The following is a 23,945-nucleotide window of genomic DNA, read 5'->3' as shown; positions in this document are numbered from 1 at the left end:
ACTCCGAGGACCGACGCCGCCGTGTTCGACACTCTCTCCGATCGCCTCTCAGCGACCTTCAAGAATCTGCGCGGCAAGGGGCGTCTGAGCGAGGCGGACATCGACGCCACCGCGCGCGAGATCCGCATCGCGCTCCTCGAGGCGGACGTGGCGCTGCCCGTCGTGCGGACGTTCATCAAGAACGTCAAGGAGCGCGCCCTCGGCGCCGAGGTCTCCCGCGCGCTGAACCCGGCGCAGCAGGTCCTGAAGATCGTCAACGACGAGCTCGTGACGATCCTCGGCGGCGAGACCCGGCGCCTGCGCTTCGCCAAGCAGCCGCCCACCGTGATCATGCTGGCGGGTCTGCAGGGTGCCGGTAAGACCACCCTCGCGGGCAAGCTGGGCCACTGGCTGAAGGAGCAGGGCCACTCGCCGCTGCTGGTCGCCGCCGACCTGCAGCGTCCGAACGCCGTGAACCAGCTGAGCGTCGTCGCCGAGCGCGCGGGCGTCGCGGTGTACGCGCCCGAGCCGGGCAACGGCGTCGGCGACCCGGTCAAGGTCGCCAAGGACTCCATCGACTTCGCGAAGTCCAAGGTCCACGACATCGTGATCGTGGACACCGCCGGCCGCCTCGGCATCGACCAGGAGATGATGCAGCAGGCCGCGGACATCCGCGACGCCGTCTCCCCGGACGAGATCCTCTTCGTCGTCGACGCGATGATCGGTCAGGACGCGGTCAACACCGCCGAGGCCTTCCGCGACGGCGTCGGCTTCGACGGTGTCGTGCTGTCCAAGCTCGACGGCGACGCCCGCGGCGGTGCCGCCCTGTCGATCCGCCAGGTCACCGGCAAGCCGATCATGTTCGCGTCGAACGGCGAGAAGCTCGAGGACTTCGACGCCTTCCACCCGGACCGGATGGCCTCCCGCATCCTCGACATGGGTGATCTGCTCACCCTGATCGAGCAGGCGGAGAAGACGTTCAGCCAGGAAGAGGCCCAGAAGATGGCCTCCAAGCTGGCGTCGAAGAAGGGCCAGGACTTCACCCTGGACGACTTCCTGGCCCAGATGGAGCAGGTCAGGAAGATGGGCTCCATCTCGAAGCTCCTCGGGATGCTGCCCGGCATGGGCCAGATCAAGGACCAGATCAACAACCTCGACGAGCGTGACGTCGACCGCACGGCCGCCATCATCAAGTCGATGACGCCGGGCGAGCGCCAGGACCCGACGATCATCAACGGCTCCCGCCGCGCCCGTATCGCCAAGGGTTCCGGTGTCGAGGTCAGCGCGGTGAAGAACCTCGTCGAGCGGTTCTTCGAGGCCCGCAAGATGATGTCCCGCATGGCCCAGGGCGGCGGCATGCCCGGTATGCCGGGCATCCCGGGCATGGGCGGCGGCCCCGGCCGCGCGAAGAAGCAGCCGAAGAAGGCCAAGGGCAAGCAGCGCTCCGGCAACCCGATGAAGCGCAAGCAGCAGGAGCAGGAGGAGGCCGCCCGGCGCGCGGCGGCCGCTCAGGGCGGCGGCGCCTTCGGCGTACCCGGCCAGCAGGCCCCGCAGGACTTCGAGCTGCCGGACGAGTTCAAGAAGTTCATGGGCTGACCGTGCGGCCCACCGGGGTCGGTCGTCGTCACGACATTGCGTCGCGACGACGACCGGCCCCGCTGCTTTCGGCCAATCGTGTCGCCTAGGGGACGCGCGCGATCACGTACCGGAAGACGTTGGGCATCCACACCGTGCCGTCGCCGCGCACATACGGGTGCAGCGCTTCCGTCAACTCCTTGTTGACCTGCGTGCGGTCGGTCGCCGAGATCGCCGCGTCGAACAGACCGGTCGACAGCAGCCCCTTGAGCGCGCTGTCCGTGTCGGCGTATCCGAAGGGGCAGGCGACCCGCCCGGAGCCGTCCGGCCGCAGACCGGACCGCTGGGCCACCTCCTCCAGGTCGTCGCGCAGGGTGGGACGCGGGCTGCCCGCGCCGCGCAGCGGGTCCGCCAGCTTGCCGGCCACCCGCAGCACGGACGCCGTGGCGCAGCGCTCCGGCGGACCCCAGCCGGCGAGGACCACGGGTGCCCCGCGCTCGGCGAGCGGTATCGCCGCCCGCAGCAGCCCGCCGACCCCCTCCGAGTCCCCTGCCCACCCGAGGGGCTCGAAGACGGTCACCAGGGTGTACGCGGGCGTCTCCGCGCCGCCCGCGGTCCCCAGGTCCCCGGGCGGACCGTCGACGATCCGGACGTCCGCACGCCCGCGTGCGTCCCACGCGTCCGGCAGCAGCCGCTCCCGCGCCAGGGCCAGCCGTTCGGGGGAGGAGTGCTCGACACCGGTGACGGCCGCGCCTCTGGAAGCGGCCATGAGAAGGGAGAGCCCGCTGCCACAACCGAGGGCCAGAAGGCGCGTGCCGGTCCCGACCTCGAGTCGCTCGTAGACGGCCTCGTAGAGCGGCACCAGCATCCGCTCCTGGATCTCGGACCAGTCACGCGCGCGTGCACACAGGTCCACACGGGGTTTCGCGCCCGCGTGAGTCCGGTGCTGCCGCACGAGCGTAGGTGTCATGTAAAGCGCCCCAATCCGCCGAGAGTTGCAGCTGTGCCCGATTCCTTGGCCCCCGTGACGTGCGCTCGCACTCCCCCCGTATGCCAGGTAACTCCGCACTCGACCGCTCGTCCAGTGCTCGTGGGCCCCGGCTTGAGGGTTCGGCGTCCGAGTGGCGAGATTTCACATTCCGGCAACCTGGGCCCGTAGGGTGTCTGCTCTGCGCCGACGGGCCGGCGACGGGGGGTGCGCACGCGCCCGGTAACGTCGCTGCCCTCTCGGGCGCTTACTGAGGCAGGGCCGTTCCGGCGCGAGAGCGACCGAAACGCCTCTTGCGTATCCGCGGAGCACAGCCGCACCCACGCGTGGACGCGATCTACGCGGCGGGGCGTACGTCAGGCTACGTACCGGCTTGGTACGAGCTGCGAGGCTTCTCCGCAGATCAGCGCACCCGCCCTCGTCTCCACGCATCAGCGGCAACTGACGGGTACGTGCAAATTATTTGGGATGCCCCGGAATAGGAACACAGCGGCACCCCCGCTCGTTGTCATTACGTGAGCACGACACAGACACCACCTGTTCTCGCCGCGGAGCTGGCACAGGCGTGGGCCGACATTCAGCGGTACCACCCCGAGCTGCCCGATCTCGCCGCGCCAGAGTCCCTGATCGGAGAGTCGTCGTCCGCGTGCGGGCACGAGCTCTCCTTCGAGCGACTGCTCCATGAGGCAGTCCACGGCATCGCCGCCGCGCGCGGCGTGCGCGACACCTCCCGCGCCGGCCGGTACCACAACCGCCGATTCCTCGCCATCGCCGAGGAGCTGGGCCTGGACCACCCCGAGGAGCCGCATCCCAGCAGCGGTTTCTCGCTGGTCACGCTCAACCCCGAGGCCAAGCGCCGCTACCGTCCCACCATCGACCGCCTCCAGCGCGCGCTGAAGGCCCACACGGTGGCGACGGCGGCGGACACCCCGAAGAGCTTCCGCGGCCCCGCCGCCCGCCACGGCTCATCCGGGGGCGGGGTGCGGGTGAAGGCCGTCTGCGACTGCGGTCGCAACGTCCGGGTCGTCCCTTCGGTCCTGGCCCAGGCCCCGATCGTCTGCGGCGGCTGCGGCAAGCCGTTCCGGATCCCGGAGGTCGTCGGGGCGGCCTGACCGCGCGCCCTGGAGCGCCGGCAACTCGTGGCTGCCGGGATCCGGGCACCGTGGTCGGGGGAGCCGACCGCCGCTCGCGGGAAGCAGTGCCGCTCTGCCGGCACGAGTGGACCGCGGGCGGCACCCGGCAGCGCCGGGCCGTGCGGACGCCGTGACGGCGCGCGAGGCCGGGTGCCGCTTCCGCATGCCCGGCGCCGGGAACCGCCGGTCCGAGGCGACCCTCGAGGTGTGGCACAATGGCTAGCTGTACTCGACAGCCGCACAGGACCCCTCTCTCCTCCGGCTGACGCGTCCATCGGGCACTCGGGTACCGCAACCCCACGCGGCTCTCTCGCCGTGCCCAACCACGTCAAATCCAGGAGAACCCACTCCCGTGGCAGTCAAGATCAAGCTGAAGCGTCTGGGCAAGATCCGTTCGCCTCACTACCGCATCGTCGTCGCCGACTCCCGCACCCGCCGTGACGGCCGTGCGATCGAGGAGATCGGCAAGTACCACCCGACCTACCACCCGTCGGTCATCGAGGTGGACGCCGAGCGCGTGGCGTACTGGCTGGGTGTCGGCGCGCAGCCGACCGAGCCGGTTCTCGCCATCCTGAAGAAGACCGGCGACTGGCAGAAGTTCAAGGGCGAGCCCGCCCCGGCTCCGCTGCTCGTGGCCGAGCCCAAGAAGGCGCGCCCGTCGTTCGAGGCCCTGGGTGGGGACGACGAGGGCAAGGGTGAGGCGATCACCCAGAAGAAGAAGGCGGAGAAGAAGGACGAGGCCGCCGCCGAGTCCGAGTCGGCCGAGGCCTGAGCATGCTCGAGGAGGCTCTCGAGCACCTCGTGAAGGGCATCGTCGACAACCCTGACGATGTGCAGGTCGCTTCCCGCAACCTGCGCCGCGGACGCGTCCTCGAGGTCCGGGTCCACCCCGACGACCTCGGCAAGGTGATCGGCCGCAACGGCCGCACCGCGCGCGCTCTGCGCACCGTCGTGGGCGCAATCGGCGGCCGTGGTGTCCGCGTCGACCTCGTCGACGTCGACCACGTCCGCTGACGCCAAACGCAGCACCGGCTCGGGCCGGGGAGGGCCACTGGGCCGTCCCCGGCCCGTAGTCGTATGACAGGAGATCCTGAGAAGTGCAGCTCGTAGTCGCGCGGATCGGCCGCGCCCACGGCATCAAGGGCGAGGTCACCGTCGAGGTCCGTACCGACGAGCCCGAACTGCGGCTCGCCCCCGGCGCCGTCCTGGCCACCGACCCGTCCTCCACGGGTCCCCTCACCATCGAGACGGGCCGCGTCCACAGCGGCCGGCTCCTGCTGCGGTTCGAGGGCGTGAACGACCGCAACGGCGCCGAGGCCCTGCGCAACACCCTGCTGATCGCCGAGGTCGACCCGGACGAGCTCCCCGAGGAGGAGGACGAGTACTACGACCACCAGCTCATCGACCTCGACGTGGTCACGGCCGACGGGGTCGAGATCGGCCGGATCACCGAGATCTCGCACCTGCCGTCCCAGGACCTCTTCATCGTCGAGCGCCCGGACGGCAGCGAGGTGATGATCCCCTTCGTCGAGGAGATCGTCACCGAGATCGACCTCGCCGAGCAGAAGGCCGTCATCACGCCGCCGCCCGGTCTGATCGACGACAAGGCGGAGATCGCCTCCTCGCGGGAAGAGTCGTAAGCGATGCGCCTCGACGTCGTCACGATCTTCCCCGAGTACCTCGAACCCCTGAACGTCTCCCTCGTCGGCAAGGCACGCGCGCGTGGACAGCTCGACGTCCATGTGCACGACCTGCGTGAGTGGACCTACGACCGCCACAACACCGTCGACGACACCCCCTACGGCGGCGGCCCCGGCATGGTCATGAAGACCGACCCCTGGGGCGACGCCCTGGATCACGTCCTCGCCGACGGCTACGAGACCGGTTCCCGGGCGCCCGCGCTGATCGTCCCCACGCCCAGCGGCCGCCCCTTCACGCAGGAACTCGCCGTCGAGCTCTCCGAGCGGCCCTGGCTGGTCTTCACGCCGGCCCGCTACGAGGGCATCGACCGGCGGGTCATCGACGAGTACGCGACCCGGATGCCCGTCTACGAGGTGTCCATCGGCGACTACGTACTCGCCGGCGGCGAGGCGGCCGTCCTGGTGGTCACGGAGGCCGTGGCCCGGCTGCTGCCCGGCGTCCTCGGCAACGCCGAGTCGCACCGCGACGACTCCTTCGCGCCCGGCGCCATGGCCAACCTCCTGGAGGGCCCCGTCTACACCAAGCCGCCCGAGTGGCGCGGCCGCGGCATCCCGGACGTGCTGCTCAGCGGCCACCACGGGAAGATCGCCCGCTGGCGCCGCGACGAGGCCCTCCGGCGTACGACGGCCAACCGGCCCGACCTGATCGAGCGCTGCGAGCCCAAGGCCTTCGACAAGAAGGACCGCGAGATGCTCTCCATCCTGGGCTGGACGCCTGACCCGGAGGGGGAGCCGTACGGCCGATTTTGGCGCAGGACTCAGGGCGTGGAAGAATAGGCCGCTGTTGTGCGTCGTCCGGCGTGCGCCCCTGCCACAGGGGGACACGACGCCCGTCCCGACACGGACAGCATCCTCCTGAAGCATCTAACTCCCGTTGATGACCTGTGGCATCAGCGAAGAAAGCAGACGAAATGTCTCACCTGCTCGACTCCGTCGACTCCGCGTCGCTGCGCAGCGACCTCCCGGCCTTCCGCCCGGGTGACACCGTCAACGTCCACGTCCGCGTCATCGAGGGCAACCGCTCCCGTGTGCAGCAGTTCAAGGGCGTTGTGATCCGCCGCCAGGGCGCCGGTGTCCGCGAGACCTTCACGGTCCGCAAGGTCTCCTTCTCCGTCGGCGTCGAGCGCACCTTCCCGGTGCACACCCCGATCGTGGAGAAGATCGAGCTCGTCACCCGCGGTGACGTGCGTCGCGCCAAGCTGTACTACCTGCGCGAGCTGCGCGGCAAGGCCGCGAAGATCAAGGAGAAGCGCGACAACTGAGCTCGCGCGGGTGTTCACATGGGGGCCGGATAACATTCCGCCCCGATGGACACCGAAGCACAGCACACGGAGCGCGACCGCTCCTCCCGCCCTGAACCAGAGGCTGTGGAGGGACGGTCGCGTTTCGCGTTGGTGTCGCGGATCACCGAGTGGCTGCCCGGCGGCCGGATCTCCCTGACGCTGCTGGTCTGCCTGGTCTTTTTGCTGATCCTCAACGCTTTCGTGGTCCAGCCCTTCCAGATTCCCAGCGGATCCATGGAAGACGGATTGAGGATCGGGGACCGCGTTCTCGTAAATAAGTTGGCGTACCGTTTCGGTGCCGAGCCGCGGCGCGGCGATGTTGTGGTGTTCGACGGAAGTGGGTATTTCGGGAACGCGGACTACATCAAGCGCGTCGTGGGAGTGGGGGGAGACCGGGTGGTCTGTTGTGACAAGGAGGGGAGGATCGAGGTGAACGGCCGGTCGGTCGACGAGTCGGCGTTCCTGCACCCCGGGGACAGCCCGTCGACGGTTCCCTTCCATGTCGTCGTGCCCGACGGCACCCTCTTCGTCCTCGGCGACCACCGCAGCGACTCCAGCGACTCCCGCGACCACCTGGGCTCACCCGGCGGCGGCATGATTCCGGTCTCCGACGTCATCGGCCGGGCCGACTGGATCGTCTGGCCCACCGCCCACTGGACCCGCCTGCAGCGACCGGGCGCCTACGCGCGCGTGCCCGCCGCGTCCGCGACGGCCGGCGGTGCCCATGGGTAACCGCGGCAAACCGCGCCGCCCCGAGCCGAGCGGCGGCGGCTACGGCACCTTCGGCACCGAGAACCTGCTGCCCACGGGCTCCCGCCGCACCTCCGGACCGACGTCGGGTTCCGCGCCCAGCGGCGGCCGTACCCGCGCCGAGCGGCGCAAGCTGCAGCGCAAGGTCAAGCGGAAGCGCCGGCGCAGCGCGGTCAAGGAGATACCCCTCCTGGTCGGCGTGGCCGTCCTCATAGCTCTCGTCCTCAAGACGTTCCTGGTGCAGGCGTTCGTCATCCCCTCCGGGTCCATGGAGCAGACGATCCGGATCGGCGACCGCGTCCTGGTCGACAAGTTCACACCCTGGTTCGGCTCCAAGCCCGAGCGCGGGGACGTCGTCGTCTTCAAGGACCCCGGTGGCTGGCTCGCGGGCGAGCAGACCACCACGACGAAGGACGATCCCGTCGTCGTCAAGCAGATCAAGGAAGGGCTCACCTTCATCGGTCTGCTGCCGTCGGCCAACGACAAGGACCTCATCAAGCGGGTCATCGGCGTCGGCGGTGACCACGTCAAGTGCTGTGACGATCAGGGGCGGGTGACCGTCAACGGGGTGCCCCTGACCGAGGGCGACTACCTGTACCCCGGGAACGCACCGTCGACCCAGCAGTTCGACATCACCGTCCCCCAGGGGCGGTTGTGGGTGATGGGCGACCACCGAGGCAACTCCGCGGACTCCCGCGCCCACATGAACACCGCCTACGGCGGCACCGTCTCCGTCGACTCCGTGGTGGGGCGGGCCAAGGTCATCGCCTGGCCCCTCGGCCACTGGACCTCGCTCGACGAACCTAAAACTTTCGCTTCCGTTTCCAACTCCGTGTCGGGGACGACCGCCGCGCCCGAGCTGTCGCATAGGGTTGCCCCAGACGATCTGAAGACAGCGATCCAGCTCCCGAGCCCTGCGGAACTCCCGCTCGTTATGGGAGTGGTGGGCCTGCGCCGCGCATGGGGCAGGCGGCGGCACAGAGTGAGGAGTTGGCGTGGGGGATGTGGCGGTTGGCGCACGGTCCGGACACGACGGCGAGGAGCATCGCGGACGCCCCGCGGAAGCCGTCCCGGCCGCGGACAGCGCCGTGACCTCCGGGAGTGACTCCGGTACCGGCGAGGACGGCACCATGCCCGGTGAGCAGACCCGGACCGACGGCGAGGGGCCGGGCGACTCGGCGCCCAGGGCGAAGAAGCAGCGCTCCTTCTGGAAGGAGCTGCCCATCCTGATCGGTATCGCGCTGGTCCTGGCGCTGCTGATCAAGACCTTCCTGGTGCAGGCGTTCTCGATCCCCTCGGACTCGATGCAGAACACCCTCCAGCAGGGCGACCGGGTCCTGGTCGACAAGCTCACCCCCTGGTTCGGCTCCAAGCCCGAGCGCGGCGAGGTCGTCGTCTTCCACGACCCGGACAACTGGCTGGCCGGCGAGCCGACGCCCAACCCGAACCCGGTGCAGAAGGTCCTCAGCTGGATCGGCCTGATGCCGTCCGCCGAGGAGAAGGACCTCATCAAGCGCGTCATCGGCGTCGGCGGCGACACGGTCTCCTGCAAGGGCACCGGCCCGCTGAAGGTCAACGGCAAGGCGCTGAACGACAAGTCGTTCGTCTACGCCGGCAACACCCCGTGCAGTGTCGACGACCAGGGCGGGCAGTTCTCCGTGAAGGTCCCCAAGGGCTACATCTGGGTCATGGGCGACCACCGCCAGAACTCGCGCGACTCCCGTTACAACCAGAACGACAAGCACCACGGCATGGTCCCGGTGAAGGACGTCGTGGGCCGCGCCATCGTCATCGCCTGGCCGATCAACCGCTGGGACAACCTGCCCATCCCGGATACCTTCGACCAGACCGGCATCAACGACAAGTCCTCGGCCTCCGCCGCCCTCACGGCCGCGCCGAACGCCGTCGCCCTCGTCGGTGTCGTGCCGGTCGCGCTGTGGCGTCGTAGGAAGGCCTCGGCGGCCGAGACCCGCTGAGCCCGTCCACGGACAGCCTGTTCACGGACAGCCTGTTCACGGACAGTCCGTCCACGGACCCGGCCCGCGGCGGCTTGGTGAAGCCCTGGTGCAGTTGTGACCCGGGTGCGGCCCGGAGGGGCTGACCGGGTCAGGTACCGCCGGGTAGGGTGCGGGTCCATGGGTGGCGAGAGCACGACACGTACGGCACCGCGCAGCGGTGGCAAGAGCACGGGCCCGGTGGGCAGCAAGGCCGGACAGCGACTGTCCGGACTGGCCGTCGCGCTGGGCATTGTGCTGTTCCTCGGCGGATTCGGCTGGGGAGCGGTGGTGTACCGGCCGTACACGGTGCCGACCACCTCGATGACACCGACCATCGACGCCGGTGACCGGGTGCTGGCGCAGCGCGTCGACGGCAGCGAGATCCGCCGGGGCGACGTCGTCGTCTTCAACGACAAGACCTGGGTGACCAACGCCTCCGTGGTCAAGCGCGTGGTGGCCGTCGGCGGCGACACCGTCTCCTGCTGCACCGACGGCAAGCTGACCGTCAACGGCAAGCAGATCGACGAGGGCTACCTCAAGGGCGGCGCCGTCGAGGACAAGAAGATCCCGACCGTGAAGGTCCCCAAGGGGCGCCTGTTCCTGCTCGGTGACGAGCGCTCGGGCTCCCTGGACTCCTCCGCCCACCTCAGCGACGCCGCCCAGGGCACCGTCGCGCGCTCTGCCGTGACCGCCCGCGTGGACGCCGTCGTCTGGCCCGCGAAGGGCATGCTGGAGCGTCCGACCGGCTTCGCGACGCTCGGCGCGCTGTCCACGCCGGGACCGCTGCGGGTGATCGTCACCCTCATCGTCGTGGGAGGCGTCCTGGTCCTCGGCGGCGGGGCCTACGGCCCGATCGCCAAGCGGCTGGGCAACCGCCGCGCCCGTACGCGGACGGAGCCCGTGGGTGCCCGCTGAGGTGACCGACGCACACGAGGACTCCTCACCGCGAGAGCTGCGCAGGGTCGCGCGGGTCGTCCTGCTGGACCCCGATGACCGCATCCTGCTGCTGCACGGCCACGAGCCGGACGATCCGGCCGACGACTGGTGGTTCACGCCCGGCGGCGGACTCGAGGGCGAGGAGAGTCGTGAGGAGGCCGCCCTGCGGGAACTCGCCGAGGAGACCGGAATCACCGAGGTCGAGCTCGGGCCGGTGCTGTGGCGGCGGATGTGCTCGTTCCCGTTCGCCGGCCGCCGCTGGGACCAGGACGAGTGGTACTACCTGGCACATACGGCCCAGACGGCGACGCGGGCGACGGCCCTGACGGAGCTGGAGCGGCGCAGCGTGGCCGGTGCGCGGTGGTGGACGTGTGCGGAACTGACCCGGGCACATGAGACGGTGTATCCGACCAGACTCGCCGAGCTGCTGAGCCGGCTGCTCGACGAAGGTCCCCCGGCCAGGCCCGTGACCCTCGATCCGGAAGTCGTCCCGTGACCCGGAAATCGACTGGGGGCGCACGGGACTGGCGCACAATGGGGGGATCGCACGGCTGAAGGGGAACATGCCATGAGCGCCGAGGACCTCGAGAAGTACGAGACCGAGATGGAGCTGAAGCTCTACCGGGAGTACCGCGATGTCGTCGGTCTGTTCAAATACGTGATCGAGACCGAGCGTCGCTTCTACCTGACCAACGACTACGAGATGCAGGTCCACTCGGTTCAGGGTGAGGTGTTCTTCGAGGTGTCGATGGCGGATGCCTGGGTGTGGGACATGTACCGGCCGGCGCGCTTCGTGAAGCAGGTCCGCGTGTTGACGTTCAAGGACGTGAACATCGAGGAGCTCAACAAGAGCGACCTGGAGCTGCCGGGCAGCTGAGGCGCCTGGCCTTCTTGCGTCGCCCTTGTGGGTGACGGAGTTTTCCACAACCGATCGGTCGTCCACCAAGATCCAATCGGTGGGGCGGGATGCGTGACGGTTGGCGCCGGAGGTGGTGCCGACATGAACGCACGGAGCGCACTCGGCAAGTACGGAGAAGACCTCGCCGCCCGCCGGCTGACCGAGGCCGGAATGACGGTGCTGCAGCGCAACTGGCGCTGCGGCAGGTCCGGAGAGATCGACATCGTGGCGCGGGACGGCGAGGTGCTGGTCGTCTGCGAGGTGAAGACGCGGCGGGCGGATTCCTTCCAGCACCCGATGGCCGCGATCACCCCAGGGAAGGCCCGACGGCTGCGCGGCCTGGCCGAGCAGTGGATCCACGCATACGGAGGAGCCCCACCAGGAGGGGTCCGCATCGACCTGGTCGGCGTGGTCCTGCCCAGGCGTGGAGCCGCCCGGGTCGAGCATGCGCGGGGGGTGGCCTGAATGGGATTCGCTCGAACGTGCGCGGTGGCGCTGGTGGGCGTCGAAGGCGTCGTCGTCGAGGTCCAGGCCGACCTGGAACCGGGAGTGGCCGCATTCACCCTGGTGGGGCTGCCCGACAAGAGCCTGACGGAGAGCCGGGACCGGGTCCGGGCCGCGGTCGTCAACTCCGGCGGCGAGTGGCCGCAGAAGAAGCTCACGGTCGGCCTCAGCCCCGCCTCGGTGCCGAAGGCCGGCAGCGGGTTCGACCTCGCCGTGGCCTGCGCGGTGCTCGGTGCCTCCGAGCGGATCGATCCTCGGGTGCTCGCCGACATCGTGATGATCGGGGAGCTCGGACTGGACGGCCGCGTGCGCCCGGTCCGGGGCATCCTGCCGGCGGTGCTCGCCGCGGCGGACGCCGGATACGAGCAGGTGGTCGTGCCCGAGTGCGCGGCCGCCGAGGCCTCGCTGGTGCCCGGTGTCTCCGTACTCGGGGTGCGCAGCCTGCGGCAGCTGATCGCCGTCCTGGCGGACGAGCCGGTACCCGAGGAGGAACCGGACGAGCTGGGCCGCCCGGACCCCCTCCTCGCCGGTCTGCGGGTGCCCGGCACGGGCGCGGCCACCGGTATGCACAGCCTCGGCGCCGCCCAGCACGAGCAGGGCCACGACCTCGCCGACGTCGTCGGCCAGATCTCGGCGCGGACGGCGGTGGAGGTCGCCGCGGCGGGTGGACACCACCTGTTCCTGGAAGGGCCGCCGGGCGCCGGCAAGACGATGCTCGCGGAACGGCTCCCGGCCATCCTGCCCCGGCTCACGCGCGAGGAGTCCCTGGAGGTCACGGCCGTCCACTCGGTGGCGGGTCTGCTGCCACCGGGCAAGCCGCTGATCGACATCGCCCCGTACTGCGCCCCGTACCACTCGGCGACCATGCAGGCGCTCGTGGGCGGCGGACAGGGAGTCGCGCGGCCCGGGGCCGTGTCCCTGTCGCACCGCGGTGTTCTCTTTCTCGATGAGACTCCCGAGTTCAGCAGCCGGGCCCTCGACGCGTTGCGGCAGCCGCTGGAGGCCGGTCATGTGGTGATCGCCCGCAGTGCCGGGGTGGTGCGCTTCCCGGCGAAGTTCCTGATGGTGCTCGCCGCCAACCCCTGCCCCTGCGGCCGCTTCTCGCGGACCGACGACTTCTGCGAGTGTCCGCCCTCGGCCGTCCGCCGCTACCAGGCGCGGCTGTCCGGGCCGCTGCTCGACCGCGTCGACCTTCGCGTCGAAGTGGACCGGGTCACGCGCGCCGAGCTGACGCAGCGCGGCGCACGCGGCGAGTCGACGGCGGCGGTCGCCGACCGGGTACGGGCGGCCAGGCAACGGGCGGCGGCCCGGCTCGCCGGCACACCCTGGCGGACCAACAGCGAGATCCCGGGCCGCGAACTGCGCAGCCGCTGGCACGCGGCGAGCGGCGCGATGGACGAGGCCGAGCGCAACCTGGAGCGCGGCGTCCTGACCGCCCGCGGACTCGACCGCGTCCTGCGGGTCGCCTGGACCGTCGCCGATCTCGTCGGTCACGACAGGCCCGACGCCACGGACGTCGCCCTCGCGCTGCAGCTGCGCACGGGAGTGCCGAGGGGCGCGCCCATGGCCATCGGGGCGCTGACATGAGCGCGGACGAGGACCTGGACGACGAACTGCTCGCGCGGGTGCTGCTCGGTCGGGTTTTCGAGCCCGGGGATCCGGTCGGGGGGCGGTGGGTTCGGGAGTGGGGGGTCGTGGAGGTGGCGCGGGTCCTGCGGGTCGGGGGGCCGCAGCCGGCCGGCGTCAGTGACAATCGGTGGACGGGGATGCTCGGGCGGGCCCGGGAGGCCGACCCCGGACGGGACCTGAGGGCCGCACGGGACGCCGGTGTGCGGTTCGTGGCGCCGGGCGGCCCGGAGTGGCCCGGCCAGCTCGACGACCTGGGTGACGCCCGCCCCCTGGGCCTGTGGGTGCGAGGCCGGCCCAGTCTGCGGATGTGGGCGCTGAGATCCGTCGCCCTCGTCGGCGCCCGCGCCTGCACCGAGTACGGCGCCCACATGGCGGCCACCCTCGGCGCGGGTCTCGCCGAGCACGGCTGGGTGGTCGTCTCCGGCGGTGCCTACGGAGTCGACGGCGCCGCACACCGGGGCGCGCTCGCCGCCGGCGGCGCCACCGTCGCCGTACTGGCCTGCGGGGTCGACCGGCCCTACCCCCGCGGGCACACCGAGTTGATCAACCGGATCGCGGAACAGGGACTCGTCGTCGGGGAGCTGCCGCCCGGCGAGCACCCGACGGCCGGCCGCTTCGTCGTCCGCAACCGGGTCATCGCCGCCCTGACCAGGGGCACCGTCGTCGTGGAGGCCGCCCACCGCAGCGGCTCGCTGGTCACGGCCCGGGCGGCACAGCGGCTCGGCCGGCACACGATGGGGGTGCCCGGCCCCGCCACCAGCGGCCTGTCGGCGGGCGTGCACGAACTCCTGCGGGGCGACGCCGTGCTCGTCACCGACCCCGCGGAGGTCGTCGAACTGGTCGGCGACATCGGTCAGCTGGCACCGGAACGGCGCGGACCCGTGCTGCCCCGGGACCTGCTGGAGGCCGCCGCCCGGCGCGTGCTCGCCGCGCTGCCCGGGCGTGGCACGGCGTCGGCCGCCGCCGTCGCGCGGGGCGCGCAGACCTCGCAGGAGGACGCGGTCGCGAGACTGTACGAACTCCGATCACTCGGTTACGTCGAACGACACGGCGACGGCTGGAAGTTGACGCGCCGGGCCGTGATCTCCGGGCGCGAGGGGGCCGTCGATGTCGACGGAGCGTGTTCGGCCGTCCGGGGGAACGCCTGACACCAGGGCAAACGCCCGGCGGGATGGTCCCGGACGGTCACGCACGGCAATCGCCGTGAGCGGGTGGGGCACCCCTCGGAACGTATCTGCGTACCCGTTTCGCGCCGCTCCTCGCCCACCGCGACGCTCCAGTCACGCTACGCTCACGGGGATTCCGACGCACTTTACGTAGAACGCGTACTTCACGGCAGAACGGCACAAGGCGACGAATGCCCCAGCACACCTCCGGGTCCGACCGGGCGGCGATCCCCCCAGCCGCCCGTGACGGTGGCAGCGTGCGGCCGCCCGCTCCCTCGACGCTCGACGAGCTGTGGCGGTCGTACAAGGCGACGGGGGACGAGCGGCTGCGGGAGCAGCTGATCCTGCACTACTCGCCGCTGGTCAAATACGTGGCGGGACGGGTGAGCGTCGGTCTGCCGCCCAATGTCGAACAGGCCGACTTCGTCTCGTCCGGCGTCTTCGGGCTGATCGACGCGATCGAGAAGTTCGACGTCGACCGGGAGATCAAGTTCGAGACGTACGCGATCACCCGGATCCGGGGCGCGATGATCGACGAGCTGCGGGCGCTGGACTGGATCCCGCGCTCGGTGCGGCAGAAGGCGCGCAACGTGGAGCGGGCGTACGCGACGCTGGAGGCGCGGCTCAGACGGACGCCGTCGGAGGGGGAGGTGGCCGCCGAGATGGGCATCGCGGTGGACGAACTCCACGCGGTGTTCAGTCAGTTGTCGCTCGCGAACGTGGTCGCGCTGGAGGAGCTGCTGCACGTCGGGGGTGAGGGCGGCGACGGGCTGAGCGTCATGGACACCCTGGAGGACACCGCCGCGGACAACCCCGTGGAGGTGGCCGAGGACCGGGAGCTGCGACGATTCCTGGCGCGGGCCATCAACACCCTGCCGGAGCGGGAGAAGACCGTCGTCACGCTCTACTACTACGAGGGGCTCACGCTCGCCGAGATCGGCAACGTGCTCGGGGTGACCGAGAGCCGGGTGAGCCAGATCCACACCAAGTCGGTGCTGCAGCTGCGGGCGAAGCTGGCCGGCTTCGGGCGGTGACGGCCCGCCGGAGGGCGTGACTCGCTCCCGTCAGGGGTGGTGCGTCCGTAAAGTGGTTGACGTGCCAAGGATTCGAGCGGCCTCCGTGGCCGAACACCGGTCGATGCAGCGAGCCGCCCTGCTGGACGCGGCTCGGTCCCTGCTGTCCGACGGCGGGACGGAGGCGCTGACGTTCCCGGCCCTCGCCGAGCGGACGGGGCTGGCGCGGTCGTCCGTGTACGAGTACTTCCGGTCGCGGGCCGCGGTGGTCGAGGAACTGTGCGAGGTCGACTTCCCCGTGTGGGCGGCCGAGGTCGGGGCGGCCATGGAGCGGGAGGCCGCGGCCGAGGACCGGATCGCGGCGTACGTGCGGCGGCAGCTGGAGCTGGTCGGGGACCGGCGGCACCGGGCCGTGGTCGCGATCTCGGCGAGCGAGCTCGACGCGGGGGCGCGGGAGCGGATCAGGGCCGCGCACGGCGGGCTCGTCGCGATGATCGTCGAGGCGCTGGCGGAGATGGGACACGCGGAGCCCCGGCTGGCCGCGATGCTGGTGCAGGGCGTCGTGGACGCGGCCGTGCGGCGGATCGAGCTGGGCGCCGAGGACCCCGCGGTGGTCGCGGACGCGGCGGTGGGCATGGCGCTACGGGGCGTACGCGGCTGAGGCCGGCCGGGGCAGGGGCACTCCGAGCACGGGCAGCAGTCTCGAGGGCCCACCGCGCAGCAGCCACGGCGGGAGCAGCGACAGCGGATCCAGATAGGTCCGCCCGCTGAGCAGGCCCCAGTGCACGCACGCGACCGCGCAGTGCGCACCCGTCCGCTCCACCACCCCCACCACCTCGCCCGCCGCCACCTCGTCCCCCTTGCGCACGGACGCCCGGACCGGTTCGTACGTCGTGCGCAGAGCCGTCCCGGTCAGCTCCACCGACACCACGCCCCGGCCCGCCACCCGGCCCGCGAAGGAGACCCGGCCGGCCGCCACGGCGCGTACCGGAGTCCCGGCCGGCGCCGCCAGGTCCACGCCGCGGTGACCGGGGCCGTAGACCGTCGCCGGGGCCTCCCAGCCCCGTAGGACCACGGGGTGGGCGCCCACCGGCCAGGCGCGGCCGATCGCGGGGGCGCCGGGGGAGGAGGCCGCCGGGACAGGCGGGGGCTGCGCCCACGCCCACGGGGTCAGAACGGCCCACGTCAGAGCCGGCAACGCCGCCGCCGTCAGGGGTACGTATCGCTTCGCTCGCATGGGGAAACCGTCCCGCACCCGAGCCGATCATGGCCGGGATCTGTGGACGACTTCCGGGTTGTGGACAGCGGCGTCACCCGGTGCCCCGCCGGTCCCGTACACTTCTTCTGGCGATCCGGGTCACCGGGTCGACTTCGCACGCCCCGACATCAGGTGGTCACAAGCCGGTGTCAGCGCCTCTCGGTCCCTCGCGGCAAGGCGCACGCGGGCGTCAGGCGCGGGAGCCGTCCGGTCCCCGCGGCACAACCGAGAAACTCAAGGAGAAACGGCCATGGCCGTCGTCACGATGCGGGAGCTGCTGGAAAGCGGCGTCCACTTCGGTCACCAGACCCGTCGCTGGAACCCGAAGATGAAGCGCTTCATCTTCACCGAGCGCAACGGCATTTACATCATCGACCTGCTCCAGTCGCTGTCGTACATCGACCGCGCCTACGAGTTCGTCAAGGAGACCGTCGCCCACGGCGGCACGGTCATGTTCGTCGGCACGAAGAAGCAGGCGCAGGAGGCCATCGCCGAGCAGGCCACCCGCGTCGGCATGCCCTACGTCAACCAGCGCTGGCTGGGCGGCATGCTCACCAACTTCTCCACCGTCTACAAGCGTCTGCAGCGCCTCAAGGAGCTCGAGCAGATCGACTTCGAGGACGTCGCGGCCTCGGGTCTGACCAAGAAGGAGCTTCTCGTGCTCTCGCGCGAGAAGGCCAAGCTGGAGAAGACCCTCGGCGGTATCCGCGAGATGCAGAAGGTGCCCAGCGCCGTCTGGATCGTGGACACCAAGAAGGAGCACATCGCGGTCGGCGAGGCCCGGAAGCTCAACATCCCGGTCGTCGCCATCCTCGACACCAACTGCGACCCCGACGAGGTCGATTACAAGATCCCGGGCAACGACGACGCGATCCGCTCCGTCACCCTGCTCACCCGCGTGATCGCCGACGCCGTCGCCGAGGGCCTCATCGCCCGCAGCGGTGTGGCCACCGAGGGCAAGGAGAAGGCCGCGGGCGAGCCGCTCGCCGAGTGGGAGCGCGACCTGCTCGAGGGTGAGAAGAAGGCCGACGAGGCCCCCGCCGCCGAGGCCGAGAAGCCGGCCGAGGCCGCTGAGGCTCCCGCCGAGGCCGCTGCCGAGGCCCCCGCGGCCGAGGCTCCGGCCGCCGAGGCCGCTCCGGCCGCGGACGCCGAGCAGGCCTGACCCGTCAGCGTCAGTGGTGACGGCGGGGGCGGCGACATCAAGTCCGCCCCCGCCGTTCACCCGTAGATCAGCGGAGAGTCGGCGGCCCCCGGCTACATGAGGGCGGTAGACCCCGTAGATCTTCGATCTTCCAGACTTCGAGAAAGATTCACAGACTCATGGCGAACTACACCGCCGCCGACGTCAAGAAGCTTCGTGAGCTCACGGGCGCCGGCATGATGGACTGCAAGAAGGCGCTGGACGAGGCCGAGGGCAACGTCGACAAGGCCGTCGAGGCGCTGCGCATCAAGGGCCAGAAGGGCGTCGCCAAGCGCGAGGGCCGCTCCGCCGAGAACGGCGCCGTGGTCTCCATCATCGCCGACGACAACTCCTCCGGCGTCCTGGTCGAGCTGAAGTGCGAGACGGACTTCGTCGCCAAGGGCGAGAAGTTCCAGGCCGTCGCCACCGCGATCGCCGAGCACGTCGCGAAGACCTCCCCGGCCGACCTCGACGCCCTGCTCGCCTCCGAGATCGAGGCCGGCAAGACCGTCCAGGCGTTCGTGGACGAGGCCAACGCCAACCTGGGCGAGAAGATCGTCCTGGACCGCTTCGCGCAGTACTCCGACGGCTACGTCCTCGCGTACATGCACCGCACGATGCCCGACCTGCCCCCGCAGATCGGTGTCCTCGTCGAGCTGGACAAGCCGAACGCCGAGGTCGCCAAGGGCGTCGCCCAGCACATCGCCGCCTTCGCGCCGAAGTACCTCTCCAAGGAGGACGTGCCGGCCGAGGTCGTCGAGTCCGAGCGTCGCATCGCCGAGGAGACCACCCGCGCCGAGGGCAAGCCCGAGGCCGCCCTGCCGAAGATCGTCGAGGGTCGCCTCAACGGCTTCTTCAAGGACGCCACGCTGCTCGGTCAGCCGTACGCGCTCGACAACAAGAAGTCCGTCCAGAAGGTCCTGGACGAGGCCGGTGTCACCCTGAAGCGCTTCGCGCGCATCAAGGTCGGCATCTGAGTCCGTACCGCGATCGGCGCGCGACCCCGATAGGGTCGTACGCAGTTGTCAGCGGGTGACGGACGACAGCGGATCTGACGAGGAGGCCATTGCCGAGCATGGGAGCGAAATGCCACCCCAGCGGCAATGGCCTTCTTCGTATGTGCAACACGTGAAAGAGGCGGGATCTCCATGACCACCAAGCCCCAGAAGAGCGACGACGGCAAAGTATGCGGCCGGTTTCTGCTGAAGCTGTCCGGTGAGGCCTTCTCCGGTGGTGGGGGCCTGGGGGTCGACCCCGACGTGGTGCACAAGATCGCCCGTGAGATCGCGGCCGTCGTCCGCGACGGCTCCCAGGTCGCGGTCGTCATCGGCGGCGGCAACTTCTTCCGCGGCGCCGAGCTCCAGCAGCGCGGCATGGACCGGGCCCGCTCGGACTACATGGGCATGCTCGGCACCGTGATGAACTGCCTCGCCCTCCAGGACTTCCTGGAGAAGGAGGGCATCGACTCCCGGGTGCAGACCGCGATCACCATGGGGCAGGTCGCCGAGCCGTACATCCCGCTGCGTGCCGTGCGCCACCTGGAGAAGGGCCGCGTGGTCATCTTCGGCGCCGGTATGGGCATGCCGTACTTCTCCACCGACACCACCGCCGCGCAGCGCGCCCTGGAGATCGACGCCGAGGCGCTGCTGATGGGCAAGAACGGTGTCGACGGGGTCTACGACTCCGACCCCAAGCGCAACCCGGACGCCGTCAAGTTCGACTCCCTCGGCTACGGCGAGGTCATCACCCGCGACCTCAAGGTCGCCGACGCCACCGCCATCACGCTGTGCCGCGACAACAAGCTTCCGATCCTCGTCTTCGAGCTTCTGGTCGAGGGCAATATCGCCCGCGCCGTCAAGGGTGAGAAGATCGGCACGCTTGTGGGTGACCAGGACAGCCGGGACTGACAGGCAACACCTACGGACCCTGACCGGGGGATGGACAATGTCCCGCAGGTCGGGAACCGTGCAGGAAGAAGACGCGACGCAGCCGGCCGCCGCCCCACAGGAACCGCAGCCGGGCCTCACTCAAGACACGCAGGAGCAAGTGGTGATCGAAGAGACCCTCCTCGAGGCCGAGGAGAAGATGGAGAAGGCCGTCGTGGTCGCCAAGGAGGACTTCGCCGCGATCCGTACCGGTCGTGCGCACCCGGCGATGTTCAACAAGATCGTGGCCGACTACTACGGCGCGCCGACGCCGATCAACCAGCTGGCTTCGTTCTCCGTGCCGGAGCCGCGCATGGCGGTAGTGACCCCGTTCGACAAGACGGCCCTGCGCAACATCGAGCAGGCCATCCGCGACTCCGACCTGGGCGTCAACCCGAGCAACGACGGCAACATCATCCGGGTGGTGTTCCCCGAGCTCACCGAGGAGCGCCGTCGCGACTACATCAAGGTCGCCAAGGGCAAGGCCGAGGACGCGCGCGTGTCCATCCGTTCCGTGCGCCGCAAGGCCAAGGACGCCATCGACAAGCTGATCAAGGACGGCGAGGTCGGCGAGGACGAGGGCCGCCGTGCTGAGAAGGAACTCGACGACTCCACCCACAAGTACGTGGCACAGGTCGACGAGCTCCTGAAGCACAAGGAAGCGGAGCTGCTCGAGGTCTGATGAACGACTCTTCCTGGGGAGCGCCGCCACACACCGGGTCGCAGGGCGGCTACTGGGGGCCCACCGACCAGGGGCCTGTCCAGGGGGCCGCCCCGGCGGGTCCCGCGTACGATGCGCCTGAGGCGCAGCAGACTCGCCCCATGCCCATCGCGCCCGACGGACCCGTGCCTCGATACGGCGAAGACCAGGATGACGACCGGGGGGCCGCTCGGCTGAGCGGCCCCTTGTTCCGCGAACAATCGCCGCAGGCGCAGACCTACGACATGCAGCAGGCACCGCCCCACCCGGCGGCGCAGCAGAATCCGGAGCCCATGCCCGACGCCCCCCAGCCGGCGCCGCAGCCGCAGAAGAAGAGCGCGGGGCGCGACCTGGGCGCGGCCATAGGGGTCGGTGTCGGGCTCGGCGTGGTGATCATCGCGTCGCTGTTCGTTGTCAAGGCCGTCTTCGTCGGCGTCATCGCGGTCGCCGTGGTCGTCGGCCTGTGGGAACTGACCAGCCGGCTGCAGGAGCGCAAGGGCATCAAGGCGCCCCTCGTTCCGCTGGCACTCGGCGGCGCCGCGATGGTCGTCGCCGGATACGTGCGCGGTGCCGAGGGCGCGTGGGTGGCGATGGCTCTGACGGCACTCGCGATCCTGGTCTGGCGTATGACGGAGCCGCCGGAGGGCTACCTCAAGGACGTCACGGCGGGCGTCTTCGCGGCCTTCTACGTCCCGTTCCTGGCGACCTTCGTCGCCATGATGCTGACGGCCGACGACGGCCCCTGGCGCGTCCTGACGTTCCTTCTCCTGACGGTGGTCAGCGACACGGGCGCGTACGCCGTCGGCTGGCGCTTCGGCCGGCACAAGCTGGCGCCGCGCATCAGCCCGGGCAAGACCCGTGAGGGCCTGTTCGGCGCGGTGTCGTTCGCGATGGTGGCGGGCGCGCTGTGCATGCAGTTCCTGATCGACGACGGCGCCTGGTGGCAGGGCCTCGTCCTCGGCCTCGCGGTCGCGGGCAGTGCCACACTGGGCGACCTCGGCGAGTCGATGATCAAGCGGGACCTGGGCATCAAGGACATGGGCACGCTCCTGCCGGGCCACGGCGGCATCATGGACCGCCTGGACTCGCTGCTGCCGACGGCTCCCGTGGTGTGGCTGCTGCTGGTGCTGTTCGTCGGGATGGGCTGACAGGCCTGTGAAGTCCCGCTCGCTCGATGGCGCGGCCGTCGGGCGAGTGGGACGATCCCGGTATAAGCCCTCAAAGGGAATGTCCCGAAGAGGAGGCGCCATGACCGCCATCCATGAAGAGTTCGACGTGGACCGCCGTCCCGAGGATGTCTGGGCGTACGTCATCGACCCCTCCCACCTGCCGGAATGGCAGCTGAGCGCGGTCTCCGCCGAACAGCTCGACGACCACCCCTTCGGTCTGGGCTCCCGCGTCCGTGTCACCCGGCACATGGGTCGGCGCGAGGTTCCGATGACGATGGAGTGCACCGAGTACGACCCGCAGCACTCCTGGTCCGTGCACGGAATCGACGGCCCGGTCAGGGGCAGGTTCCACGCCGAGCTCACGCCCCTCGACGACGGCCGTCGTACCCACGTGACGATGGACCTCGACTTCGAGGGCCACGGCATCGGCAAGCTCCTGCTGCCGCTCGTCGTCCGCCGCCAGGCCCGCAGGGAGATGCCCCGCAACGAGCGCCTGTTGAAGGACAAGCTGGAACAGACGGCCGCTTGACGCGACCCCCGTGGCAGAGCACCCCGGGCTGCCTCACCGGGCCGGGCATCCCGGGGCACGGAATTGATCTGCGACACTGGTACGGCCATGCCTAAGCCCGGAGAACTGATCTTTCACGGGCATGAAGAAGCCCCCTACCAGCGGTTTTGTCGCCAGTAGGGGGCCGTCTTGTGCCCGGTGGGCCGTCCCTGGGCCGTCAGGGCTCCTGTGCCGTCCCGAAGACGTCGTCCAAGGCCCGGCGGGCGCGCTCGCTGCTGCTGGGCATCAGGTGGGCGTAGACCCGCAGTGTCATCGCCGGATCGGCGTGGCCGAGGTACTCGCTCACGGCCTTGATGCTCTCGCCCGCGTCCAGGAGGACCGAGGCGTAGAAGTGGCGGAGGGCGTGCATTCCGTGCTGCCGGGCGGAGGCGTGCGGCTTGCCGGATTCCGGCGTAGGGATGAGACCGGCCGCGGCGAGAGCGCGCTTCCACTCGTGGAAGTTGAAGTTGCTCCGCCAGACGATGCCGCCGACCGTGTTGGTGAAGATCAGACGCCGCTCGGTGAGCGGGCCGTCCGGCCGACCCCACGGCAGCTTGATGCCCACGGGCGGGTGACGCTCCATGTGCCGGCGCAGGGCAGAGGCCACGGAGGACGGCAGCGGCACGTCCCGCTCCTTGTTGCCCTTGGGCGGAGCGAAGACGGCTGTGCCCCGGATCAGCTTGACCTGAGTGGTGACCCTGACCGTGTCGCCGTCGAAGCGCACGGAGTCCTCGGACAGACCGATGATCTCGCCCTGGCGGAGACCGCAGCCGCTCCCCACGTCGACCATGGCCCGGTAGCGCTCGGGCAGCGCGTCGCGGACCGCCCGCACCTGGGACGGGAGCCAGGGCACGACCCGAGCCGCCGAGACGGACGGCGGGCGGACCGATGCCGCCGAGCACGGGTTCCGGGCGAGGTGGCCGTCATCCACGGCGGCCGACAGCACCGCGCGGACGTTGGCGTAGATGTTGCGGGCGTAGCTGTCGCCTATCGTCGAGTCGGTCTCCAGGTCACGCACGAACTCGCGGATGTGGACCGGCCGGAAGGACCCGAGCGGACGCGCCCCGATGCGGGGGAAGGCGTGCCGTCGAAGCCGCATCTCCACTCCGATACGGGTGTTCAGGTCGGTCGTCTGCCCGGTGATCCAGCGCTCCGCGTACTGCTGGAAGGTCATCCGGGCAGCCTTGGGGTCGACGTACTGACCACGGGACATGTCGGCCGCCGTCTCGGCCAGCCACTCCTCCGCCTTGCGCTTCTGGCGGTCGGGGAAGGACCGGCTCTTCTCCGTGCCGTCGGGACCGACGTATCGGGCCCGATAACGCAGCCCGCTGCCGTAGCGGTCAGTCTTCACCTTCACCGGCTTGCCGTCTGACCCCGGCTCGGTCTTGTACCAGCGGTCTTGGATATGCCCGGCCATCAGGCAGCCTCCCCGATCTGGGAGTCCACCCAGGCCCGTACGTCATTCGGGTCGAAGCGCAGGTGCCGGCCGACGCGGAAGCCGCGGGGGCCGGTGCGCTTGCGGCGCCACTGGTAGACCGTCTCGACGCTGGGCAGCTCGAACATGTCGACCAAGTCGTCGGGGGTCAGGAAGCGGCTCGGCAGCTCGGAGGACATG

The 23,945-nt window shown here is 70.4% G+C and carries 28 protein-coding genes; 24 read left to right on the top strand and 4 right to left on the bottom strand.

Going from position 1 to position 23,945, the window contains the following annotated elements; all coding sequences use genetic code 11:
• Nucleotides 1–21: 21 nt before the first annotated feature.
• A complete protein-coding gene (gene ffh, locus ACQF4J_RS15045) occupies nt 22–1,575 on the top strand; it encodes a signal recognition particle protein (protein ID WP_351806251.1) in 1,554 nt (517 codons plus the stop codon).
• 85 nt (nt 1,576–1,660) lie between these two features.
• Here ffh and ACQF4J_RS15040 read toward each other — a convergent pair whose 3' ends face one another.
• Nucleotides 1,661–2,524, bottom strand: coding sequence for a class I SAM-dependent methyltransferase (locus ACQF4J_RS15040; protein WP_351568316.1), 864 nt, complete (start codon nt 2,522–2,524; stop codon nt 1,661–1,663).
• Between the two features lie 533 nt (nt 2,525–3,057).
• Between ACQF4J_RS15040 and ACQF4J_RS15035 the strand changes: the two genes are divergently transcribed.
• From ACQF4J_RS15035 to ACQF4J_RS14955, 17 genes are all read left to right on the top strand, one after another.
• Nucleotides 3,058–3,654 (top strand): hypothetical protein, encoded by a 597-nt coding sequence (locus ACQF4J_RS15035; RefSeq protein WP_058922931.1) that lies wholly within the window; start codon nt 3,058–3,060, stop codon nt 3,652–3,654.
• Between the two features lie 373 nt (nt 3,655–4,027).
• Complete coding sequence (rpsP, locus tag ACQF4J_RS15030) at nt 4,028–4,447, top strand: 30S ribosomal protein S16 (protein ID WP_351568313.1); 420 nt, start codon at nt 4,028–4,030, stop codon at nt 4,445–4,447.
• 2 nt (nt 4,448–4,449) lie between these two features.
• The gene (locus ACQF4J_RS15025) at nt 4,450–4,689 is read left to right on the top strand and encodes an RNA-binding protein (protein ID WP_003973401.1); all 240 of its coding nucleotides are present in this window, start codon (nt 4,450–4,452) and stop codon (nt 4,687–4,689) included.
• 83 nt (nt 4,690–4,772) lie between these two features.
• Entirely contained in the window at nt 4,773–5,315 is a 543-nt protein-coding gene (gene rimM / locus ACQF4J_RS15020; protein ID WP_351568310.1) for a ribosome maturation factor RimM, read from the top strand.
• Between the two features lie 3 nt (nt 5,316–5,318).
• Nucleotides 5,319–6,152 (top strand): tRNA (guanosine(37)-N1)-methyltransferase TrmD, encoded by an 834-nt coding sequence (gene trmD / locus ACQF4J_RS15015; protein ID WP_351568307.1) that lies wholly within the window; start codon nt 5,319–5,321, stop codon nt 6,150–6,152.
• Nucleotides 6,153–6,286: 134 nt separating this feature from the next.
• Nucleotides 6,287–6,637: a 50S ribosomal protein L19 gene (gene rplS, locus ACQF4J_RS15010; RefSeq protein WP_351568304.1), complete on the top strand. Its 351-nt coding sequence runs from the start codon at nt 6,287–6,289 to the stop codon at nt 6,635–6,637.
• Nucleotides 6,638–6,682: 45 nt separating this feature from the next.
• Nucleotides 6,683–7,390 (top strand): signal peptidase I, encoded by a 708-nt coding sequence (gene lepB, locus ACQF4J_RS15005; protein WP_351568301.1) that lies wholly within the window; start codon nt 6,683–6,685, stop codon nt 7,388–7,390.
• Nucleotides 7,383–8,513: a signal peptidase I gene (gene lepB / locus ACQF4J_RS15000; RefSeq protein ID WP_351568298.1), complete on the top strand. Its 1,131-nt coding sequence runs from the start codon at nt 7,383–7,385 to the stop codon at nt 8,511–8,513. Before lepB (ACQF4J_RS15005) ends, lepB (ACQF4J_RS15000) begins: the two co-directional genes overlap by 8 nt.
• Nucleotides 8,404–9,384 carry a signal peptidase I gene (gene lepB / locus ACQF4J_RS14995; RefSeq protein ID WP_351568295.1) on the top strand — a complete coding sequence of 327 codons (981 nt, stop codon included), beginning with the start codon at nt 8,404–8,406 and terminating at the stop codon, nt 9,382–9,384. Before lepB (ACQF4J_RS15000) ends, lepB (ACQF4J_RS14995) begins: the two co-directional genes overlap by 110 nt.
• A gap of 159 nt (nt 9,385–9,543) precedes the next feature.
• A complete protein-coding gene (gene lepB, locus ACQF4J_RS14990) occupies nt 9,544–10,320 on the top strand; it encodes a signal peptidase I (protein WP_351568292.1) in 777 nt (258 codons plus the stop codon).
• Entirely contained in the window at nt 10,310–10,837 is a 528-nt protein-coding gene (locus ACQF4J_RS14985) for an NUDIX hydrolase (RefSeq protein ID WP_351568289.1), read from the top strand. The genes lepB (ACQF4J_RS14990) and ACQF4J_RS14985 overlap by 11 nt, the downstream gene beginning before the upstream one ends.
• 72 nt (nt 10,838–10,909) lie before the next feature.
• Nucleotides 10,910–11,218, top strand: coding sequence for a DUF2469 domain-containing protein (locus ACQF4J_RS14980; protein WP_005311352.1), 309 nt, complete (start codon nt 10,910–10,912; stop codon nt 11,216–11,218).
• A 123-nt stretch (nt 11,219–11,341) separates the two neighbouring features.
• Complete coding sequence (locus tag ACQF4J_RS14975; protein ID WP_427165806.1) at nt 11,342–11,704, top strand: YraN family protein; 363 nt, start codon at nt 11,342–11,344, stop codon at nt 11,702–11,704.
• The gene (locus ACQF4J_RS14970) at nt 11,705–13,330 is read left to right on the top strand and encodes a YifB family Mg chelatase-like AAA ATPase (protein WP_427165805.1); all 1,626 of its coding nucleotides are present in this window, start codon (nt 11,705–11,707) and stop codon (nt 13,328–13,330) included.
• The gene (gene dprA, locus ACQF4J_RS14965) at nt 13,327–14,520 is read left to right on the top strand and encodes a DNA-processing protein DprA (protein WP_427165804.1); all 1,194 of its coding nucleotides are present in this window, start codon (nt 13,327–13,329) and stop codon (nt 14,518–14,520) included. Before ACQF4J_RS14970 ends, dprA begins: the two co-directional genes overlap by 4 nt.
• Nucleotides 14,521–14,729: 209 nt before the next feature.
• Nucleotides 14,730–15,572, top strand: a complete 843-nt coding sequence (gene whiG / locus ACQF4J_RS14960) for an RNA polymerase sigma factor WhiG (RefSeq protein ID WP_351568277.1) — start codon at nt 14,730–14,732, stop codon at nt 15,570–15,572.
• 85 nt (nt 15,573–15,657) lie between these two features.
• Nucleotides 15,658–16,212 carry a TetR/AcrR family transcriptional regulator gene (locus ACQF4J_RS14955; RefSeq protein ID WP_351568408.1) on the top strand — a complete coding sequence of 185 codons (555 nt, stop codon included), beginning with the start codon at nt 15,658–15,660 and terminating at the stop codon, nt 16,210–16,212.
• Here ACQF4J_RS14955 and ACQF4J_RS14950 read toward each other — a convergent pair.
• The gene (locus tag ACQF4J_RS14950) at nt 16,192–16,788 is read right to left on the bottom strand and encodes a M23 family metallopeptidase (RefSeq protein WP_351806243.1); all 597 of its coding nucleotides are present in this window, start codon (nt 16,786–16,788) and stop codon (nt 16,192–16,194) included. The genes ACQF4J_RS14955 and ACQF4J_RS14950 overlap by 21 nt on opposite strands.
• Nucleotides 16,789–17,059: 271 nt before the next feature.
• Here ACQF4J_RS14950 and rpsB point away from each other — a divergent pair, with 271 nt between their 5' ends.
• The 6 genes from rpsB (at nt 17,060) to ACQF4J_RS14920 (ending at nt 22,312) form a co-directional block, all read left to right on the top strand.
• Nucleotides 17,060–17,971, top strand: coding sequence for a 30S ribosomal protein S2 (rpsB, locus tag ACQF4J_RS14945; protein ID WP_351568271.1), 912 nt, complete (start codon nt 17,060–17,062; stop codon nt 17,969–17,971).
• Nucleotides 17,972–18,129: 158 nt separating this feature from the next.
• Nucleotides 18,130–18,966, top strand: coding sequence for a translation elongation factor Ts (tsf, locus tag ACQF4J_RS14940; RefSeq protein ID WP_058922724.1), 837 nt, complete (start codon nt 18,130–18,132; stop codon nt 18,964–18,966).
• 171 nt (nt 18,967–19,137) lie between these two features.
• Nucleotides 19,138–19,896, top strand: a complete 759-nt coding sequence (gene pyrH, locus ACQF4J_RS14935) for a UMP kinase (protein ID WP_351805141.1) — start codon at nt 19,138–19,140, stop codon at nt 19,894–19,896.
• Between the two features lie 142 nt (nt 19,897–20,038).
• Nucleotides 20,039–20,596: a ribosome recycling factor gene (gene frr, locus ACQF4J_RS14930; RefSeq protein ID WP_030943211.1), complete on the top strand. Its 558-nt coding sequence runs from the start codon at nt 20,039–20,041 to the stop codon at nt 20,594–20,596.
• Complete coding sequence (locus ACQF4J_RS14925) at nt 20,596–21,762, top strand: phosphatidate cytidylyltransferase (RefSeq protein ID WP_351805139.1); 1,167 nt, start codon at nt 20,596–20,598, stop codon at nt 21,760–21,762. Before frr ends, ACQF4J_RS14925 begins: the two co-directional genes overlap by 1 nt.
• Before the next feature lie 100 nt (nt 21,763–21,862).
• Nucleotides 21,863–22,312: an SRPBCC family protein gene (locus ACQF4J_RS14920; RefSeq protein ID WP_351568261.1), complete on the top strand. Its 450-nt coding sequence runs from the start codon at nt 21,863–21,865 to the stop codon at nt 22,310–22,312.
• Nucleotides 22,313–22,508: 196 nt separating this feature from the next.
• Here ACQF4J_RS14920 and ACQF4J_RS14915 read toward each other — a convergent pair whose 3' ends face one another.
• Nucleotides 22,509–23,747, bottom strand: coding sequence for a tyrosine-type recombinase/integrase (locus ACQF4J_RS14915; protein WP_427165803.1), 1,239 nt, complete (start codon nt 23,745–23,747; stop codon nt 22,509–22,511).
• On the bottom strand, nt 23,747–23,944 hold the full coding sequence (locus ACQF4J_RS14910) for a helix-turn-helix transcriptional regulator (protein WP_352389447.1): 198 nt from the start codon (nt 23,942–23,944) through the stop codon (nt 23,747–23,749). Before ACQF4J_RS14910 ends, ACQF4J_RS14915 begins: the two co-directional genes overlap by 1 nt.
• Nucleotide 23,945 lies beyond the last annotated feature (1 nt).

This window comes from Streptomyces sp. C1-1 (genome assembly GCF_050214755.1).
In the GTDB taxonomy this organism is placed as follows: Bacteria; Actinomycetota; Actinomycetes; order Streptomycetales; family Streptomycetaceae; genus Streptomyces.
This window is presented reverse-complemented; position numbering and strand designations above follow the sequence as displayed.

Excerpts from the sequence above, each read along its gene's own strand:
- pyrH (WP_351805141.1), top strand. The coding sequence starts at position 19,138 with ATGACCACCAAGCCCCAGAAGAGCGACGACGGCAAAGTATGCGGCCGG.
- whiG (WP_351568277.1), top strand. The coding sequence starts at position 14,730 with ATGCCCCAGCACACCTCCGGGTCCGACCGGGCGGCGATCCCCCCAGCC.
- ACQF4J_RS14980 (WP_005311352.1), top strand. The coding sequence starts at position 10,910 with ATGAGCGCCGAGGACCTCGAGAAGTACGAGACCGAGATGGAGCTGAAG.
- ACQF4J_RS14910 (WP_352389447.1), bottom strand. The coding sequence starts at position 23,944 with ATGTCCTCCGAGCTGCCGAGCCGCTTCCTGACCCCCGACGACTTGGTC.
- ACQF4J_RS14925 (WP_351805139.1), top strand. The coding sequence starts at position 20,596 with ATGAACGACTCTTCCTGGGGAGCGCCGCCACACACCGGGTCGCAGGGC.
- ACQF4J_RS14920 (WP_351568261.1), top strand. The coding sequence starts at position 21,863 with ATGACCGCCATCCATGAAGAGTTCGACGTGGACCGCCGTCCCGAGGAT.
- trmD (WP_351568307.1), top strand. The coding sequence starts at position 5,319 with ATGCGCCTCGACGTCGTCACGATCTTCCCCGAGTACCTCGAACCCCTG.
- ACQF4J_RS15040 (WP_351568316.1), bottom strand. The coding sequence starts at position 2,524 with ATGACACCTACGCTCGTGCGGCAGCACCGGACTCACGCGGGCGCGAAA.
- rpsB (WP_351568271.1), top strand. The coding sequence starts at position 17,060 with ATGGCCGTCGTCACGATGCGGGAGCTGCTGGAAAGCGGCGTCCACTTC.
- ACQF4J_RS14970 (WP_427165805.1), top strand. The coding sequence starts at position 11,705 with ATGGGATTCGCTCGAACGTGCGCGGTGGCGCTGGTGGGCGTCGAAGGC.
- ACQF4J_RS15025 (WP_003973401.1), top strand. The coding sequence starts at position 4,450 with ATGCTCGAGGAGGCTCTCGAGCACCTCGTGAAGGGCATCGTCGACAAC.
- tsf (WP_058922724.1), top strand. The coding sequence starts at position 18,130 with ATGGCGAACTACACCGCCGCCGACGTCAAGAAGCTTCGTGAGCTCACG.
- dprA (WP_427165804.1), top strand. The coding sequence starts at position 13,327 with ATGAGCGCGGACGAGGACCTGGACGACGAACTGCTCGCGCGGGTGCTG.
- ACQF4J_RS14975 (WP_427165806.1), top strand. The coding sequence starts at position 11,342 with ATGAACGCACGGAGCGCACTCGGCAAGTACGGAGAAGACCTCGCCGCC.
- ACQF4J_RS14915 (WP_427165803.1), bottom strand. The coding sequence starts at position 23,747 with ATGGCCGGGCATATCCAAGACCGCTGGTACAAGACCGAGCCGGGGTCA.
- lepB (WP_351568298.1), top strand. The coding sequence starts at position 7,383 with ATGGGTAACCGCGGCAAACCGCGCCGCCCCGAGCCGAGCGGCGGCGGC.
- ACQF4J_RS14950 (WP_351806243.1), bottom strand. The coding sequence starts at position 16,788 with ATGCGAGCGAAGCGATACGTACCCCTGACGGCGGCGGCGTTGCCGGCT.
- lepB (WP_351568301.1), top strand. The coding sequence starts at position 6,683 with ATGGACACCGAAGCACAGCACACGGAGCGCGACCGCTCCTCCCGCCCT.
- rplS (WP_351568304.1), top strand. The coding sequence starts at position 6,287 with ATGTCTCACCTGCTCGACTCCGTCGACTCCGCGTCGCTGCGCAGCGAC.
- lepB (WP_351568292.1), top strand. The coding sequence starts at position 9,544 with ATGGGTGGCGAGAGCACGACACGTACGGCACCGCGCAGCGGTGGCAAG.